Raw genomic sequence first — 17,274 nt, forward strand, 5'->3', positions numbered from 1 at the left:
AACGTCAGGTGGCCCGAGGAGACGTCATGTCGGACCGCGCCCGTGGCCCCCTCGGACGTCCGATGATCCGAGTGAGCCTGCCTCGCCGTGCCGTCGGACGGTGACGGACCCGGGCGGGAGTCAGGGGCACACGTCTGCGGCCAGGACGGTGGCACGTTGTCGGCCCTGGGCGGGGCCGGCGGCAATGCGTGCCGGCTGCGCCCGTATGCGCAACGAGGACGGTCGCGCCGTTCGCGCGGGCATCCCGCCGACGCGGGCGGTACTCCTCACCCCGCCGTCCGCGGGTTGGGCCGACCGGGCCACGACGAGGAGCAGCTGCCCGTGCGGCTGGTGGCGGCGCTCCAGCGCACCGCGAAGCCCGGACGCTGCTTCTGTCGAGGACGCCCGTCTGAGCGGCGGCGGTGAACGCCTCGGCAGCTCAGCGCGGCTGCGCCGTCGGGGAGGCCGTCGCCGCAGGTCGATGCGGACATCCGCACCGCAGCATCGATCCGGAGGCCGCCGCCTCGGGCTCCGTGAGCCTCCGGGCTCGGACCGGACCACGCACACCGACAACTTCGACTGGCTTGACAAATTTTTTTGTCGGAAGGACTCTGGAACGGTGCTGGACGTCGCTGTGATCGAAGAACCCGGTGCGGATGAGGCGTCCCTGGACTCGATCCGGACCGGGATCCTCGCTGTCCTGGCCGAGCCCGGCTCGGCCGCCATGCCGGCCGGTCGGCCGGCCGCCTGGGGCTGCCCCGGCAGAAGGTCAACTACCACCCAAGGGAACTGGAGCGTCATGGGCTGGTCGAGCTCGCGGAAGAGCGGCGCAAGGGCAACGCCACCGAGCGGGTGTACCGCGCCACCGCCGCCTCCCATGTGAACTCCCCGAGCGCGCTGGCCGCCGTGAGCCCGGACCCGTCCCGCCCTGCCGACCTCCTCCCGGCACGCAGCCCGAAAAGCTGCGATCCATGGTGATCTGCGACTACACCTTCACTGGGACGCCCTCCGCCTCGACGGCGGAAGCGTGCAATCGACAACACGACACGACACACCAAGGACCACTTCGATGCGCACTCTCATCAGCACCGCATTCATCTCCCTCGACGGCGTCATGGAGGCGCCGGGCGGCGAACCGGGCTACCGGAACTCCGGATGGACCTTCAAGGACGTCGAGTTCGTCCCCGAGGCCTTCGAGATCAAGGGACGCGAGCAGCAGGAGTCCACCGCCATCCTGATGGGCCGGGTCAGCTACGAGGCTTTCAGCCCCGTATGGCCTGATATGGCGGAGTTCGCCCAGTACAACACGATGCCCAAGTACGTCGTCTCCACCACCCTCACCGACGACAAGCTGGTCTCGAACTGGGGCGAGACCCAGATCCTGCGCTCACTCGACGCGGTCGCCGCGCTCAAGCAGACCGAGGGCGGCCCGATCATCGTCCACGGCAGCGCCTCCTTGAACCACAGCCTCTCGGACGCGGGCCTGATCGACCGCTACCACCTGCTCGTCTACCCGCTGCTGCTCGGCGCCGGCAAGCGCCTGTTCAGCGCCACGGACAAGGACACCCAGAAGCTGAGGCTCGTCGAGCACGAGGCCTACTCCAACGGCCTGCAGAAGAACGTGTTCGACGTCGTCCGCTGACCGGCCTCCGGCATCTCGCACTCCGGCAGCCCCCAGGTGGCGGGGCGGGATGCCGACCCCCAGGTACCGCCGCGCATCTGGTTCCCGGCCGCGCGTGCCCGCCCTGGTCGATACTCCAGGGCGGGCACGGCTACGTCTTCTTGCCCCACCCCGAGTCGGCGCACGGCGCGTGGCGGTCCGGCGCAGCCTCGGGGTGGGGATGCACATGGTGTCATCGTCACCGGGTGCATCTCACCCTGCATCAAGAGCGCATCCTTCGATGCGGATCGCGCTGAGCCAGGGGTGGTGGCTGTCGTACGCGAAGGGTCGCGCCGAGGCGGCCCCTGGGCACCCGGCCAGCCGCGGGTCGGTGGGCACGGGCGGGGTCGGCGAGGCTCAGGCGAGCATGTTCTCGACGAGGTCGGCGGCGCTCGGGGCGCCGCCCTCAGCCTGTGCGTCGGCGGGCAGCAGCGCCGAACGGCGGGCGGCCTCCGCGTCGGCGACCAGGTCGCTCGGGGCCGCCCGCGGGTCTCAGCGAGGGCTTCCGGGGTGTCGATGCGGTAGGCCACGCCCAGTTTGACGAGTCGGTCGGCATACATGAACCGTTCGGCGGCCTGCGGTACGGCGATTCAATCTCTCCGGGCTCGTAGGCGCGCGCAGATGGGTGTGCGCGAGGAAAGCCGGGGCGCTGCCAAGACCGTGTCAGTCGTGGATCTGAGGGAAACGCCCGCGACTCCAGCCTGCGCTCAGGCTGCTGGACACCTCGATTGCCGTCGACCGCCGCCTGGAGATGTCCCACGCAGACCGATGTGTCCGGCTGGGGACTCCCTCGGCTCTCCTATGCCTCACGGGACTGGGGGGCAGCGGCTTCCAGGTCGGCGATGCTGCCCGACATGATCGTCCGCACATGCTCGGTGATGTGTTCCGCGGGCCAGTCCCACCAGGCCGCGGCCAGCAGCCGGGTGATGTCCTGTTCGTTGTAACGGGTGCGGATGAGGCGGGCAGGGTTACCGCCGACGATCCCGTAGTCGGGTACGTCCGAGGTGACCACGGCGCCGGAGCCGATGATCGCACCGTGTCCGATCCGCACGCCGGGCATCACTGTCGTGTCGTAGCCGAACCACACATCGTTGCCGACGACGGTGTCCCCTCGGGTGGGCAGCCCGGTGAGCAGGTCGAAGTGTTCCGACCACGAGCCGCCCATGGTGGGAAAGGGAAAGGTCGAAGGGCCGTCCATGCGGTGGTTGGCTCCGTTCATGAGGAACCGCACACTGGTGCCGAGCGCGCAGAACTTACCGATGATCAGCTTCTCCGGCCCGTAGTGGTAGAGCACGTTGCGCATCTCGAACGCGGTCGCATGGTGCGGGTCGTCGTAGTAGGAGTACTCCCCGACCTCGATCAGCGGGGACTTCACCAGCGGCCTGAGAAGCACCACCCGCGGCTGCTCGGGCATCGGATGGAGGACCGTCGGGTCGGCGGGCACAGGCACGGGGAGTGATTCCTTCCGGTTGCGTGTCGCTCTCCGCTCCATGATCGCGGTGCGGCGCGTGCCAGGACATCGATTTACCCCTGCGCCAACCGATGGTGCTCGGGGGCAGCAGGAGCGCGGCGGCCACCGCTGTCGACCGTCCGTACGCGATGGGTGATCGGACCGACGTGCTCGGCAGGCTCCTCGTCTCCGCCTGTCTGTTCACCGGGGTGCGGCGCGGGAGCGTCGATGAGTGCAACAGGGCACCGCAGCATGCGGCCACGCCACCCGGTCGTGTTCCCGTCGGCGGGCTCCCGGTTGCTGCTGCATCAGCCCAGACCCCGGCCCCAATCCGGCCCCGCCCCGACCCGGCCCGCCCCGACCCGGGATCCGTCGGGAATGCGCCAGGCGCAAACCCGTCAGCTGACTTGGTGTCCGACCGCATGGATCCTCTGCCAGCCTCGACTGCCGAGGATCACCGTCCGAACCCGAACCCGAACCCGAACCGGAACCGGCCCTGCGCCTGTCCCGCCGCTGCGCCCTGCCCACATCGAAGAGGGATACCCCATGCACTCCACATCGCGTACGGCGATCGGCGCTGCGATAGCCGCAGTCCTCGCCAGCATCGCGGTACCGCCCCCGGCCGCCGCATCCCCGGAGGCTGGGACTGCGTCCTCCTCCGGGATCACCGGTTCCGCGGCCTCGGCCGGCCGCTCGGTGCAGTCCACCACCGTGACCCTGGTCACGGGTGACCAGGTGCTGGTCACCGGCGCGGCAGGTGGCGGCACCTCCGTCCGGATGCTGCCCGGAGCAGACGGCACCGTCCCCGGATACCTCACCAGGCAGCGCGACGGGCACACCTATGTGATCCCCGAGTCGGCCGTTCCGGCGCTCGCCGCGGGCACCGTCGACGAGCAGCTCTTCGACGTCACCGGCCTGGTCGAGCAGGGCTATGACGACGCCCACACCAAGCAGCTGCCGCTGATCGTCCAGTACGGCGACGGACAGCTCGCCGTTGCCCGGGAGGCCGCCCCCGCCGGCACCGACCTGACCCGTACGCTGCCGGTCATCGACAGCCTCGCGCTGACGGTCGACAAGGGGCATGCCGCGCAGGCCTGGACGGCGCTGGTCCGCCGCACGGCCAGAACGGCTGCCCAGCCGGTCCGGATCTGGCTCGACGCCAAGGCCAAGGCGATGCTCGCCGACTCCGTGTCGCAGATCAAGGCACCCGAGGCCTGGCAGGCGGGGTACGACGGCACCGGCAGCACGGTCGCCGTGCTGGACACCGGCATCGACGCCGACCATCCGGACTTCGCCGGGCAGATCGCCGCCACCAAGGACTTCACCGGCGACGGCATGAATGACGTGGTGGGGCACGGCACGCATGTGGCCTCCACCGTGGCGGGCACCGGCGCAGCGAGCGGCGGGAAGGAGAAGGGGGTCGCGCCGGGCGCCAAGCTGCTGATCGGCAAGGTGCTCGACAACACCGGCAGCGGCACCGACTCGGAGATCATCGCCGGGATGCAGTGGGCGGTCGACCAGCACGCCGATGTGGTCTCGATGAGCCTGGGCACCTCGGCGCCGAGCGACTGCTCGGACCCGATGAGCCAGGCCGCCGCCGAGCTGGCCAAGAACACCCACAGCCTCTTCGTCATCGCGGCCGGCAATCTGGGTCCCCGGGGCAGCACGGTCTCCTCGCCGGGCTGCGTCCCCGGCGTGCTGACCGTGGGGGCTGTCGACTCCGCCGACGCCACCGCCTGGTTCTCCAGCCGCGGCCCCGTGACCGGCTCGCACACCCTCAAGCCGGAGATCGCCGCGCCGGGTGTGGACATCCTCGCGGCCAAGGCCGGCGGTCGCGGTGACGATGCGTACCAGACCATGTCCGGCACCTCGATGGCCACCCCGCATGTCGCCGGCGCCGCCGCCGTGCTGCACCAGGCACACCCGGACTGGACCGCCCAGCAGCTCAAGGCCGGTCTGGTCTCGGCCGCCGACGCCGGTGTCCCGGGCGATGTGCAGGAGACCGGCGCGGGCCGCCTGGACGTGCTCGCCGCGACCGGAGAGGACGTGCTCGGTTCAGCCTCGGTCGACGCCGGCAGCTATGACTGGCCGCACACGGAGGGCGACCGGAACGTCCGTCACATCCCGTACACCAACACCACCGGTCACGACATCACCCTCACCGCTGCCGTCGAGGACCTGACCGGCCAGGACGGCAAGCCCGTCAAGGCGAAGGTCGCCGAGCTGGACGAGGACACCGTCACGGTGCCTGCGCACGGCACCGCCGAACTGCCGCTCGCCGTGGACCCGGGCGTCACCCTCGACGAGGACTCCTACGGCGGCATCACCGGCCGGGTGGTCGCCCGCAGCTCCGACGGGCAGACCGTCTCCACACCGTTCTCGCTGTGGCTCGCGCCGGAGACGGTCACCCTCAAGGTCAACCTGATCGACCGCAACGGCAACCCGGCCACCGGCTCCAGCCTGGTCGACCTGATCGACCTCGAGGGCGTCGCGGTGCAGCGGTCCTACACCCAGGGCTCCAGCGCCACCTTCACCATCCGGGCCGGCACCTATTCGATCGACGCCCTCGCCCTCACCCAGGACGGCGGCGGCACCACGCAGTCCGCCGCGTATCTGGGCGAGCCGGAGAGCGACCTCCATAAGGACACCACGGTCACCCTCGACGCCCGCAGGGCCCACCCGATCACCGTGGACACCGGCAAGCCGCTGGAGACGCGGGGCTCCAACCTCGAGTACACCCGGACCTGGAACCGCGTCGGCCAGGACTGGACCTACTCCGCCGCATACTCCGGCGGCCCTATGGTCCAGCAGACCTACGCCTGGACCGATGGCAAGGCCCATGACGGCACCTTCACCTTCGACAGCAGCTACCGCATGGGCGCTCCGGTGCTGACCATGCACGCCGGCGGCCTCGACCTGCAGCCCGTGGTCAACAACGCCGTCAACGCCGCACCGGCCAGGCTCGACGGCAGCGGCAGCACCGCACTGGTCGACGCCGGCACGGGCACCGCCGACGAACTCACCGCGGCGGGCGTCCAGGGGCAGATCGCCCTGGTTCGCGCGGAGACCCCTGCCGACGCCACCACCGCGGCCGCGGCGGCCAAGGCCGCCGGCGCCGTCGCCCTGGTCGCGTACCGCACCGCTCCCGGCCGCTGGACGCCCGCCGCCACCGACAAGCTGCCGCTGGCCGCCGTCACCTCCGAGACCGCCGGCCGGCTGCACACCCTGCTCGGCCGTGGCGGGGTCACCCTCCACTGGACCGGCGTCGCCAACAGCCCCTACGCCTACAACCTGGTCTTCGAGGACACCGGCAAGGTCGGCGCCGACCAGACACACCGGCTGGGCAGCCACGACCTGGCGGGCGTCGACGCGACCTACTACGGCCTCGGCGGCAGCAATCTGATGCTGGACTACGTCGACGCCTACACCCCCGGCAACCCCGCCGGACTCCCGGTGGGCCCGGCGCTGGACCGGCTGCCGACCCCGCTCAAGCGCACCGAGTACTACCTGGCCGGCGACGTCCAGTGGAACCACGGGGTGATGGCCAGCTTCCCGTGGGGCTCGGCCATGGAGGACCAGCCGCGCACCTACACCGCCGGGCAGCACCGCAGCGAGCAGTGGTTCCGCGGCGTGCTGCGCCCGGTTGCGCCCACGGACGACGCCGGGGCGCCCATCCTCACCGCCGAGCGTCAGGGCGACCTGATCGGCTACCAGGGCGCCTTCTGGGGCGACGCCGCGGCCCACTGGACCAGCGGCGGCTCCTTCGGCGACATCGGCAACCTGACGCTGCGCCGCGACGGTGAGACGGTGGACACCAGCGCCACCCCGTTCGGGGTCTTCGAGGTACCGGACAGCGACGCCGCATACGAACTGGAGATGCACACCTTCAACATCCTCACTCCCAACTTCAACTGGCGACTGTCCAAGAGTGTCGACACGGTGTGGAAGTTCCGCTCCCACCGCGACGACAGCCAGGCCTCGCAGGGGATTCCGATCCTCTACCCCGGATACGACGTACCGGTCGACACCGCCAACACCGTCGCCGCGGCGGCCGGCCAGCGGATCGGCCTCACGGTGAGCGGCCACGCCGGGTACTCCCCCGGCGCGATCACAGTCGCCGCCCTGTCGTACTCCTACGACGACGGCGCCACCTGGACCGAGGCCCCGGTACAGCACACCGCCTCGGGCTGGAGCGCCACCGTAGACCACACCGGCCACTCCGGCGCCGCGGTCACCCTCAAGGCCGACATCACCGACGCCAACGGAAACGCCGTCACCCAGACCGTCCAGCGGGCCTACCTGGTGCGCTGACACCGGCATCGCCATCCCCGTCGGCGGCGGACCCGCACCCTGGAGGCTCGGGTCCGCCGCCGCGCCTGCGCGGGCACGGGCATCGCCACGGCGACGGTGCGACGCGGCAGAGACCCGCCACGAGGACGGTGCCGCAGCCGCAGGCATCGGCTCCGTCGGCGAGCCGGGACATCACGGCGCACCACCACGGAGAACCGGTGATCCGATGGCCTCCGGCGGCAGCACCCTGAGCGATGGGCGAGCCTCCCCACCGCGGTCCCCGACAGCCGGACTCATCCGGGCGCCTGTCAGCGCCCTCGGCCGACGGGTCTGTCCGCCTCCGGCCCCGGCTCGTCAGAGCTGGGCACTCATGGCGAGGACGTCACTCGCCGGTGGCGCCGTCGATGGCTTCGCGGAGGAGGTCCGCATGGCCGAGGTGGCGAGAGTACTCCTCGATCACATGCTCAAGGATGAACCGGACATCGGTGTCGCCGTACTCCTCGTTCGGCACGATGCGTGCGAGATCTTCCGTCACCTTCCCGAACACCTGCCGTGACTCCTCGCACGCCTTCAGGTAGTCCTCATAGACGCCCCGGGCCGGTGTGGGGTCGGACTCGTCAAACCATTCGTCACCGGCAGGCGTGAGGTAGGTGCGATAGGGAAAGAAATCCGGCGCCGTGCCGGCCAGCGCCCGCTGGAACCAGGCACGCTCGACTCCCTGCAGATGGCGCATGAGCCCCAGCAGGGTCAAGGCCGACGACTGCAGGGGGCGTTGTCTCAGCTGTTCGTCCGAGAGACCTTCGCACTTCCACAGGAAGGCCGCCCGGTGATAGTCGAGGTTCGAGGCGATCACCTCCAGCCACGGACCCGATATCCGGCGCTCGGGCCGCACGATCGTCTCCACCACAATGCCGCTCATGCCTGGGGTCTCCTCACCTTGCCGACGGGTCCGGACCGCTCCGGACGGCTCCGGTACGCGCCCACCAACCCCACCTCGCCGACCGCACCCGTCCGCAAGCAGCGAAGTCGCACGACGGGCCGACCTCTCGGCACCCCCGCAGCCTCCTGCCGACCGAACGCGCGCCGGGCAGCTGGACCTCGGTGGCGCGAACCTACCGATCAACCATGCCACACCGGTGCTCAACCCTCGCTGAAAGCAGGCAGTTGCGACAAGGACACCCGACTCGGCGGAGGCATCAACGTACCGCGGCACCGCAGCCCGCAGCAGGTAGCGGGCACCCTCGCAGGTGACGACGCCCGCGCCCGCACACCACCTCCGGTCCGCAGCGCGGAGCAGGTGCAGCCGGAGGCAGGACGGGCGGCCGCCCACCGGCCGGCGATCCGGCAACAGGGCTTCGGCCGAACGCTCTGGTCCGGGCGCGGTCCGGCTTGCGAAACCCCTGGTGAAAGCGGGTCGTCGTTCCCACGATCTGCGCGTGACGGAATTCGGTGATCCGACAGCGGGCCTACCTGATGCGCTGACACAGGCACCGCAATCCCGTCGGCGGCGGACCCGCACCCTGGAGGCGCGGGACCGTCGCCAGGCCTGCGCGGGCAGGGGCATCCCTGGTGGGAAGCCGCAACCCGGACGGCGGTCGGGCACAGCTGCGGCGCCCCGGTCGGCTCCGTACCTGCGGCTGCCGGGAGGCCCCGGCCCGTTCAGGCGGCGGGCTGCAGAAAGCGGGTGACAGCGGAGGCTTCCGCGTCGACCAGGGCCTGGACCTGTGAGGACAGGGGCGCGAAGGAGTCGACCTGAACAACTCGGCCGGCATCGCGGCGGGCCCAGGTGCCGATGGTCAGGCCATCCGCGACAACCGTGGGACGGATGACGCCGCCGCCCGGCCAGACCCGGCGATGGTGAGCGGCGGGAACGGACAACTCCCGGGTGCGACAGCCGACGAGGTAGTTGTCGTAGGCAGGCAGCATCCGCACATCAGGGGTGCAGAGCCTGTCCGAACGTTCTTCCACCCGCTCGGTCGGCACGCTCAGCGCGCCGTACCCGGTGATCGAGCCGGTCTGCGCCAGCGTCTTCCAGGCCCTGCGAGCCAGGGTGACCGGCAGACCCGACCAGGCGGCGAAGTCGTCCACCCGACGGGCGCATGGGCGCGGACGTAGCGGCGGGCGAGCTCAGCGACGGCCGTGTCCTCCTCCCGCCGTGAGTCCCCGGCGCCGGTCGGCAGCCAGTCGTCGAGCAGGACGTACGTAGCCTCATCACCGCGCCGAGGACCGTGGCAGAGGACTCCGGTGAGTGCCGCGTGGCGGATCAGGTGGAACGGCGCCTGCCCGTCCGGCTGAACGCCGATCGCGGTCAGGTGCTCCGTCAGTTCGGCCCGGGTGAGCGGTCCGTGTGTGGCAAGAGCGCGCCGGGCAAGCCGGTCGGCGCGCTCACGCAGGCCGTCGTCCAGGCCGAGCTGGTGGTAGCGGCGGCTGGTTGCGGCGAGGATGCGGGGAGCGAGCAGCCGCAGCACCCAACGGGCATCCGGGCCGGGGATGGTGTGCAGGGTGCCCCGCATGAACCAGCCGCGTAGGATGCTCCGCTCGTCCTCGCAGGCCGCGCGGATGTCCTCGGAGCCGATGTCCTGCCCCCGTGCCCGGATGCCCAGGTCCGCCGCCACGGCATCCTGCGCCTGGACGGCGAAGACCCGGCGCACGACCGCCTCGGCAGAAGCCTCCCGAACCCCGTCGCCCAAGGCCTGGGCACGGGCCCGCGCCCTGCGGATGCGTTCCTGTGTCAGCACCGGATGCGCCGCCTGCCTGGTGGCGTCACGAGACGGCCGTGTGGAGGACATCGGCGAGCTCGATGGGCGCGGAGAGCATGGGCCAATGCCCGGTGGACAGGTTGAAGCGCCGCCACGGCGGCTGGTTCAGGAAAGCCAGCATGGGTGCCCCTGCCGCCAGCAGCGCCCCGAAGTCATTGCAGGCGATCAGGACACGGTCCACACCGGGTCCGGCCTCGACGGAGCCGGTGAGGCGCTGCTCGTAGGTGCCGAACGGCTGCGGCACCGCCTGCGCGCGCATGAGATCGCGCTGGTCCTCACCGAGTCCCTCCAGACTGCCGAACGAGCCGAGGGCCTCGAAGGGCGGCATCGGCAGTCGCCATCCCTCCCCGTGCTCGGCGACCTGCTTGCTCAGCTGCTCCGCCGCCCGGGGTGGCATGACGTCCAGCAGGCGCATGCCCTCGGCGAACGGGGCGCTGTCGAGGTGGACCAGGCGCTCCAGCCGCGATCCCAGGCGCCCGGCGGCCCCCGAGACAGGAGCTGCCGCGTAGCTGTGCGCCACCAGGGTGACGTCGCGCAGGTCATGCCGCTCGACGAACGCGACGATGTCCTCGACATGGGTGTCCAGGCCTGTCTCCCTGGTCGCCTCGCCGGCGCGTTCGCCGAGGCCCGTCAGCGTCACCGGCAGCGCCGTGTGGCCGCGCTCCCGCAGCGCACGGGCGGTGCCCTGCCATGCCCAGGCACCCAGCCAGGCACCGGGAACGAGTACGAACGTGGCCATGCGGTTTCTCCCTCTGGAAGGCGTTGGAGGGAGCGTAGGATCAATACAGGACATTTTCCGCCCTGATATGACGAGTGATCCATGTCTCACCCCCTGACACGCGTGCTCTCCCTGCTCGAACTCCTCCAGACGCACGCGGGACTCACCGGCACCCAGCTGGCGGACCGCCTGGGTACTGACGTCCGCACGGTGCGCCGGTACACGGCACACCTGCGGGAGCTGGGCATTCCCGTGGAGTCCGATCGCGGCCGTTACGGCGGTTACCGCCTGGCCCGCGGCTACCGGATGCCCCCCTTGGTGCTCACGAATGACGAGGCCCTCGCGGTCGTCCTGGGCCTGCTCGCCGGAGAGCGGCTGGGCATGAACAGCGCCGCACCGGCCGGCGCCGGCGCCCTGGCCAAGATCGAGCGGGTGCTGCCGCAGGCCCTGCGGGAACCGCTCGCCGCCATGTGCGACACCCTGTCGTTCACCGCCAACAGCGTGAACGCACAGGCCCCCGAAACCGGCGTCCTGCTGGCCCTGGCCCAGGCCTCCCGCTCCCGACACACCGTTGCTCTGCGCTATCGGTCCTGGCGCCAGGAACAGAGCGACCGCGACCTCGACCCGTACGGCGTGGTCTTCCATGCCGGGCGCTGGTACGTCATCGGCCACGACCACCTCCGCGACGGCCTGCGCACCTTCCGCATCGACCGGATCGCCTCCCTGACCCCCAGCGACGCGACGTTCACCCTCCCCGCCGGCTTCGACCCGGTCACCCACCTCACCGCCGCCCTGGCACAGGCGCCCTACCGCTGGCAGGTCGAGGTGCTCATCGACGGCCCTCTCGGGGAGATCGCACGGCGGCTGCCGAACAGCGTCGCCACGCTCACCGCTCAACCCGACGGTGTCCTGATGCGGGCGCGGGCCGAACGGCTCGACGGCATGGCCCACCTCCTTGCCTCCCTGGAATGGCCCTTCACCATCCACAGCCCCGACGAACTCCGCCAAGTCCTCAAGGACCTGGCGGGTCGACTCACTGCGGCCGCCGAACGGCAGCCGGGATCCCCGTCGCGGTAACGGATCTGCCGCGACAGGGCCCCTCCTCGGATCGGCGTCCCCGAGACGGCCTCGCGCGTGTTCGATCGAGCATGATCACCGTCGCCGGGGGTGAGGTGTGCGCATCGCTCTGCCGTCGGCCGGGCCTTCCGGGCGCTTCGCCGTCGTGGCACCGACCGGACGCCACTCGGGCGACCGGGTGATTCCGCACGCAGCAGGCTTCAGGACCGTCCGGCGTGGAACTGCTCCCTGCTGCCGCGCCGAAGGGCGCGGGCAAGAGCGCGTACGACAAGGAGTGGGCGTCCATGGCGGTGTGCGAGGTCTGCAACAACGACTACGACATGACCTTCGAGATCCATGCTGCCGGGGCGGTCCACGTCTTCGACAGCTTCGAATGCGCGGCCCAGCGGATGGCCCCGGTGTGCGACAACTGCCGGTGCCGCATCCTCGGTCACGGCCTGCAGTCGGACGGGCAGTTCTTCTGCTGCGCGCACTGTGCCCGTGAACAGGGACACGCCCAACTGGTCGACCATGTCTGAGGGCACGGCCTGAGCGCACGGCCTGACTTCCGGCGCCGCACGGCCCCGCGTCCGTACACCCGCCAGGTCGAGCGGTTCGGCGTCCGCGGAGGGACGGGAGGCGGGCCCGCCCCACCGCGCGACACAGGGAGCGTCCCCACTGAGGGCGCCTCGGGACGCCGGGCCCGACGACGCCTTCAACCCTCATTGGCACTGGGGAGGTTGTGACCGAGACACCCGACCCGGCGGTGGCGTCGATGACCGGGGCATCCGTCGAACACGCTGGTCCTGGCGAGGTTCAGGCTTGCGAAACCCCTGGTGAAAGCAGGTCGTCGTTCCTACGATCTGCGCGTGACGGAATTCGGTGATCCGAAAAATGCAGGACCGCGTGCGGTTCGGGCCGCACTTGCGGCCGCAGCAGTGCTGCTGATGCTGACCGCCGCAGGGGCCTGGCTGGATCCGACCGGACTGTTCGCGCTGCTGCCCGGCGCGGCGCTCAGGGCTCTCCCGGTGCGCGGGGCCTGGTCGTTCGCCGGACTGCTGGTGTTCCTCCCCACGCTGGTCGCCGTGGTGGTCTGGGGTGCCGCCTCCTCGATGCATGTCGCCGCGCCGGGTCTGGGCCGGTGGCGGGTGCTGCTGCGGGTCTGGGGGGTGGTGGTGCTCGCCGCATCGCTGGCACGGCTGCTCCAGGTGATGGTCGAGCTCGCCGGGACCTGTGTCTCGGGTGGCCTGCGAGTGCTGGGCACCTCGGTGACCACCGCGGTGTGGACGGCAGGTCTGACAGGTGAACGTGCAGCTGTTGTGGGCTGGTTGCCCGCGCTCACCGCCGCCCTGCTGGTGCGCCGGCGGACACCTCGCAACGGCCGCCGCCCCTGGCCCGGGGCCGGGGAGACGACCGGCCGCGACAGGTGGCAGGTGTCGGCAGCCGCCGTACTGCCGATCGCGCTGATCGGACCCCTCGTGGGCCCGTTCCTGTGGGAGGGGTCCCCGACCGGATCGCTCTACGGAGAGCCGTTGAGCCTGCGCTCCCTGCCGCTCGGTCCGCTCGCCTACGCGGTCGAGCTGCTGGTCGCAGCGGCCGTGGGCGCTGTGCTCCTCGGCCGTTCGGTCCGGAACTACGACAGTGAGCGGCCCGCGCAGCTGATCCTGGGCGGCTGGCTGGCCGCGCTGGGCGGCGGGGCCGCCGCGGGCCTCGTTCAGGTGCTGACGGCTCTGCCGCGCGACCTGTCGGGTCCGCCCGACCTCTTCGTCGTTCCCGACGTGCTGCTCCGTGTCGCCACGGGCCTGTCGTTGGGGCTGGCCGCCGGGTGGGCGGTCGGGCCGGCGCTCCTGCTGGTCGACCGGGTGGCGGAGCCGCTCGGCACCACGGTCCGCCGCACCACAGGGGCCACCGCGTGCGCGGTCGCGCTCGCCCTGGTGGCCTGGTGGGTGGGGCCGTCGGCACCGTCCGGCACATCCGTGCGGCCGACCCTTCCGGCCGCGGCGCGGGCCACTGCCGACCGGACGCTCCCGGCGCTGACGGTCCGCGCCGCGCACGGCTCCACACCGGCCGCCATCGTCGATGTGAACAACCGTCAAGTCACGCTGCGCGGAGTCAATGTCAATCAGCTCAACGACTACTACCAGGCGGTTCCGGGAACGCAGACCGTGCGACCGCTGAGTGACGCCGACTTCGCAGGGATGGCCGCGCTCGGCTTCGACACGGTGCGGCTCAATCTCTCGTGGTCCTTCTTGGAGCCGCAACGCGGGCACTGGGACCAGGCGTATCTGCAACGTATCGGTGAGGCCGTGGACATGGCAGCCCGGCACGGCCTGTACACGGTGCTCGACATGCACCAGGACGGCTGGGGCAAGGATGTCGCCGCGGCGCCGGGCACCGCATGCCCTCTCGGCACGGACCCGATGATCGGCTACGACGGCGCCCCGCGATGGGCGACCGTGCTGGACGGCGCCGCACACTGCCAGTTCACCGGCCGGGACGTCTCCCCCGCCGTCGCCAGGGCCTTCACCAACTTCTACCACGACACCGACGGCATCCAGAGCGAACTGGTGAGCACCTGGGGGCTGCTGGCCCGCACCTTCGGAGGTGACCCGGCGGTCGCCGGCTACGACCTGCTCAATGAGCCCGGCTTCGGCGAGGACCCCCCGGCCACCTCCGCCGTGCTCCTCGGCCGCTACTACGACCGGGCCGTCGGTGCCATCCGGGCCGGTGAGCGACAGACCCCCGGCGGATACGCGCACCTGGTGTTCTTTGAACCCAGCGTGCTCTGGTCCGGCCTCGGCATGGACGCCGTGCCGCCCCGGGGGTTCAGCGGCGACCCGTACCTGGTGTTCGCCCCGCACCTCTACAGCGAGTCGATCACCATGGACCAGGGCATGGGCCTCACCCTCACGTCGCTGGAACGCGGTTTCGACCTGGCACGGCAGCAGGCTCGGGAGTACGGGGCGCCGCTGTGGTCCGGCGAGTGGGGCTGGTTCGGGTCACCGGGTACGGACGCCTCGAAGATCGGCCGGTACGCAGCCGCGGAGGATGCACAGCTCATCGGCGGGGCCTTCTGGGTGTGGAAGCAGGCGTGTGGCGATCCGCAGAGCGACCACGCGTCCAGGACGTCGGGCAATCTGATCGGCGTCGACTGCGCAACCGGCAAGGACCTGCCCGCCCCGGCGGCCTACACCGACCTGCTCTCGCGCGCATATCCACGCGCGGCCCCGGGGCGGCTGGACGCACTCTCCGCCGACGGCTCCGGCCGGCTGTCGCTGCGGGGCACAGCCCCGGCCGGGGCATCGGGCGCCGGATGTCGGCTGGACGTCTGGTATCCGGGCCCGGCGCAGCCGCGGCCTCGTACCTCGGGCATCACCGGGGCGCAGGTACGGCGGGCCGACGGCGGCTGGCGGCTGACCGGCTGCGCCACTGGGGCGTACCGGGTGGAGGTGCCCGGCCGCTGAGGCCTCATCGGCGCAGGCCAGCAGGGCTCGTAGCCCCTCTTCGGCTCGTGGTCGTCGCCGGTACCCGCGGCCTGATCCGCCGCGACAGCCGCCGCGTTGCGGACCAGGCCGACTTGGCCGGCCTCGGTGCCGGCCAAGTCGGCCGCACGTGTCGACCCTGGCCCAACACGTTCCCCGTCGGCCTTCACGCCACCGCGTCGTACGCGGCGCGCAACCGGACCTCGCCGCCGGTCCGGGGCCTCGGGGCGCGCTCCGCGAACACAGCCAGACGCAGCACCAGATAGCGGCCGATCCCGACGAGCGCGGTGGCCGACAGGTACACCGTCTGCTGCAGGACGACTCCGGCGCCGGGACGGAGCGCGGCCAGCAAGCCGACTGCGGCGGAGGTGACCAGCCAGCCGAGGGCGATGGTGGCCGCGCTCTTGAGATGGCAGGCCAGACCGGGCCGTCCGTGGCCGAACGAGACGCGGGCGTGCAGTTCGGTGGCGACCACGGTGGAGGCGACGGTGGTCAGCGCGTTCGCCGCCATCCACGGAATCCACTGCGCAAGCAGGACCAGGGCTCCCGAGGCCGTCAGGGTGACCGCGCTGCCCAGCCCGGCGAAGCGCCCGAAGGCCGCGGCGTGCCGACGGATCAGTCGCAGACCGTTCATGGTGATCCCCTCCCCGTCCACTGCCCCTGACGGGGCCGTCGTCGTCATACCGCAGAGCATGGCCGACCCCCGATTCAGCGCGGTTTCAGAGCGTTCTCAAGGGTGTAGGCAGTGGTGAAACGACTCGGGTGGGCCGTTCGTGATCACCGGCCGATGATGGAGTGACAGCGATGCCTCGTTGGTGCGAAGATCCTGGCCCCCACGCATCTGCCGAGGTCAACCGGAGACCCATGTCCGCCGTACCGCCGTCCACGCCGCCGGAGTCCGGCATTGCCGCGCCGGCACTGCTGCGCAGAGTCAGCCGGAGGGTCCGGGGACTGGCGATCGCCGGTGTGGCGGTGCTGGTGCTCGGTAGAGTCGTCCTGGCGACGGGCCTGCTCGGCGGGTCGGTCTTCGGCGGTGTCGACGAGAATCCGGACAAGCGCGTGTCCGGGGCGGGTGACCGGTCAGTTGCCAACCTCGCGGTGGGAGCCTGCTTCACCAACTCGCGGCGGGGAGAGGTCTACTCTGCGATCCGCGTGGCGTGCTCCAGAGCGCACGACGGCGAAGTATTCGCCATGGTCTCGCTCACCGGACCCGGCGGCACCGACGACGCCCTCGGGAAGCAGTCCTACCACCAGTGCAGGAATCGGCTGACCGACTACGTCATGGACGACTGGTCGATGTCCCACTCGACGGGCGTCAACTATTTCTATCCGGCCCGCGAGCTCCGGCAGTCCGGCAGCACGACCGCCGTCTGCTTCACTGCCGATACGCACGGCCGAACCACCGGCAGCGTCCGCAAGGACGCAACCAACCTGCCGGCGGACCAGATTGCCTTCCTGAGGCTGGAGCTGGCCTCCGGGCGCGTCTGGCGGACCCAGCCGGACACGGGCAGCATGACCGCCAATCACGCGTGGTCGGCGAAGTTGGCGACCACGCTGGACGGCGAGGCGGACAGCCTGGAGGCTGCCGACTGGCCGGTTGGCGCCAGGCCCAAGGTCGCCGCATACGTGGCGGAGCTGCGGAAGAGCGCCGAGCTGTGGCGTACGGCTGAGGCGGCACGGGACTCCGACAACTACTTCGCCCGCTCCGACGATGCCTGGGGCCACCCTGACTACACGTACCAGCGGGACGCCCGCAAGGCCCTTGGGCTGGCCTCGGACCTTCCCGCCACCTCGTTCGGGCCGCCGTTCTGACAGCTGGGCGCGGTGAGCACGAGCGCTTGCTGCCGAACAGTCTCACCGATCACCGTCTCCCTCAGCGA

12 protein-coding genes and 1 pseudogene are annotated in these 17,274 nt (G+C 71.1%); 7 read left to right on the forward strand and 6 right to left on the reverse strand.

The genetic code is table 11. From position 1 onward, the window contains the following. Window positions 1-598 precede the first annotated feature (598 nt). Both AB0761_RS00415 and AB0761_RS00420 read left to right on the forward strand, forming a co-directional pair. Window positions 599-930: pseudogene (locus AB0761_RS00415) on the forward strand (ArsR family transcriptional regulator); the annotation flags it as partial. A gap of 118 nt (window positions 931-1,048) precedes the next feature. Then, entirely contained in the window at window positions 1,049-1,621 is a 573-nt protein-coding gene (locus tag AB0761_RS00420; RefSeq protein ID WP_377266802.1) for a dihydrofolate reductase family protein, read from the forward strand. An 817-nt stretch (window positions 1,622-2,438) separates the two neighbouring features. Here AB0761_RS00420 and AB0761_RS00425 read toward each other — a convergent pair. Next, complete coding sequence (locus AB0761_RS00425) at window positions 2,439-3,089, reverse strand: CatB-related O-acetyltransferase (protein WP_377266803.1); 651 nt, start codon at window positions 3,087-3,089, stop codon at window positions 2,439-2,441. A gap of 546 nt (window positions 3,090-3,635) precedes the next feature. Here AB0761_RS00425 and AB0761_RS00430 point away from each other — a divergent pair. Next, complete coding sequence (locus AB0761_RS00430; protein ID WP_377266804.1) at window positions 3,636-7,400, forward strand: S8 family peptidase; 3,765 nt, start codon at window positions 3,636-3,638, stop codon at window positions 7,398-7,400. Between the two features lie 361 nt (window positions 7,401-7,761). Here the strand turns inward: AB0761_RS00430 and AB0761_RS00435 are convergent, their stop codons facing one another. The 4 genes from AB0761_RS00435 to AB0761_RS00450 form a co-directional block, all read right to left on the reverse strand. Next, entirely contained in the window at window positions 7,762-8,298 is a 537-nt protein-coding gene (locus tag AB0761_RS00435) for a DinB family protein (protein WP_377266805.1), read from the reverse strand. A gap of 740 nt (window positions 8,299-9,038) precedes the next feature. Further along, window positions 9,039-9,467, reverse strand: coding sequence for a DNA glycosylase AlkZ-like family protein (locus AB0761_RS00440; RefSeq protein ID WP_377266806.1), 429 nt, complete (start codon window positions 9,465-9,467; stop codon window positions 9,039-9,041). Beyond that, entirely contained in the window at window positions 9,365-10,117 is a 753-nt protein-coding gene (locus AB0761_RS00445) for a DNA glycosylase AlkZ-like family protein (protein ID WP_377266807.1), read from the reverse strand. Before AB0761_RS00445 ends, AB0761_RS00440 begins: the two co-directional genes overlap by 103 nt. A 25-nt stretch (window positions 10,118-10,142) precedes the next feature. Further along, a complete protein-coding gene (locus AB0761_RS00450) occupies window positions 10,143-10,877 on the reverse strand; it encodes an alpha/beta fold hydrolase (protein ID WP_377266808.1) in 735 nt (244 codons plus the stop codon). Window positions 10,878-10,958: 81 nt separating this feature from the next. Here AB0761_RS00450 and AB0761_RS00455 point away from each other — a divergent pair, with 81 nt between their 5' ends. From AB0761_RS00455 to AB0761_RS00465, 3 genes are all read left to right on the forward strand, one after another. Beyond that, window positions 10,959-11,933, forward strand: coding sequence for a helix-turn-helix transcriptional regulator (locus tag AB0761_RS00455; protein ID WP_377266809.1), 975 nt, complete (start codon window positions 10,959-10,961; stop codon window positions 11,931-11,933). A gap of 284 nt (window positions 11,934-12,217) precedes the next feature. Then, window positions 12,218-12,451: a hypothetical protein gene (locus tag AB0761_RS00460; RefSeq protein WP_377273895.1), complete on the forward strand. Its 234-nt coding sequence runs from the start codon at window positions 12,218-12,220 to the stop codon at window positions 12,449-12,451. A 408-nt stretch (window positions 12,452-12,859) separates the two neighbouring features. Next, on the forward strand, window positions 12,860-15,376 hold the full coding sequence (locus tag AB0761_RS00465; protein WP_377266810.1) for a glycoside hydrolase family 5 protein: 2,517 nt from the start codon (window positions 12,860-12,862) through the stop codon (window positions 15,374-15,376). A gap of 184 nt (window positions 15,377-15,560) precedes the next feature. Here the strand turns inward: AB0761_RS00465 and AB0761_RS00470 are convergent, their stop codons facing one another. Continuing rightward, on the reverse strand, window positions 15,561-16,028 hold the full coding sequence (locus AB0761_RS00470) for a hypothetical protein (protein ID WP_377273896.1): 468 nt from the start codon (window positions 16,026-16,028) through the stop codon (window positions 15,561-15,563). 230 nt (window positions 16,029-16,258) lie between these two features. Here AB0761_RS00470 and AB0761_RS00475 point away from each other — a divergent pair, with 230 nt between their 5' ends. Next, window positions 16,259-17,206, forward strand: coding sequence for a hypothetical protein (locus AB0761_RS00475; protein WP_377266811.1), 948 nt, complete (start codon window positions 16,259-16,261; stop codon window positions 17,204-17,206). Window positions 17,207-17,274 lie beyond the last annotated feature (68 nt).

The sequence above is a fragment of the Peterkaempfera podocarpi genome, from assembly GCF_042466665.1.
GTDB lineage: Bacteria > Actinomycetota > Actinomycetes > Streptomycetales > Streptomycetaceae > Peterkaempfera > Peterkaempfera podocarpi.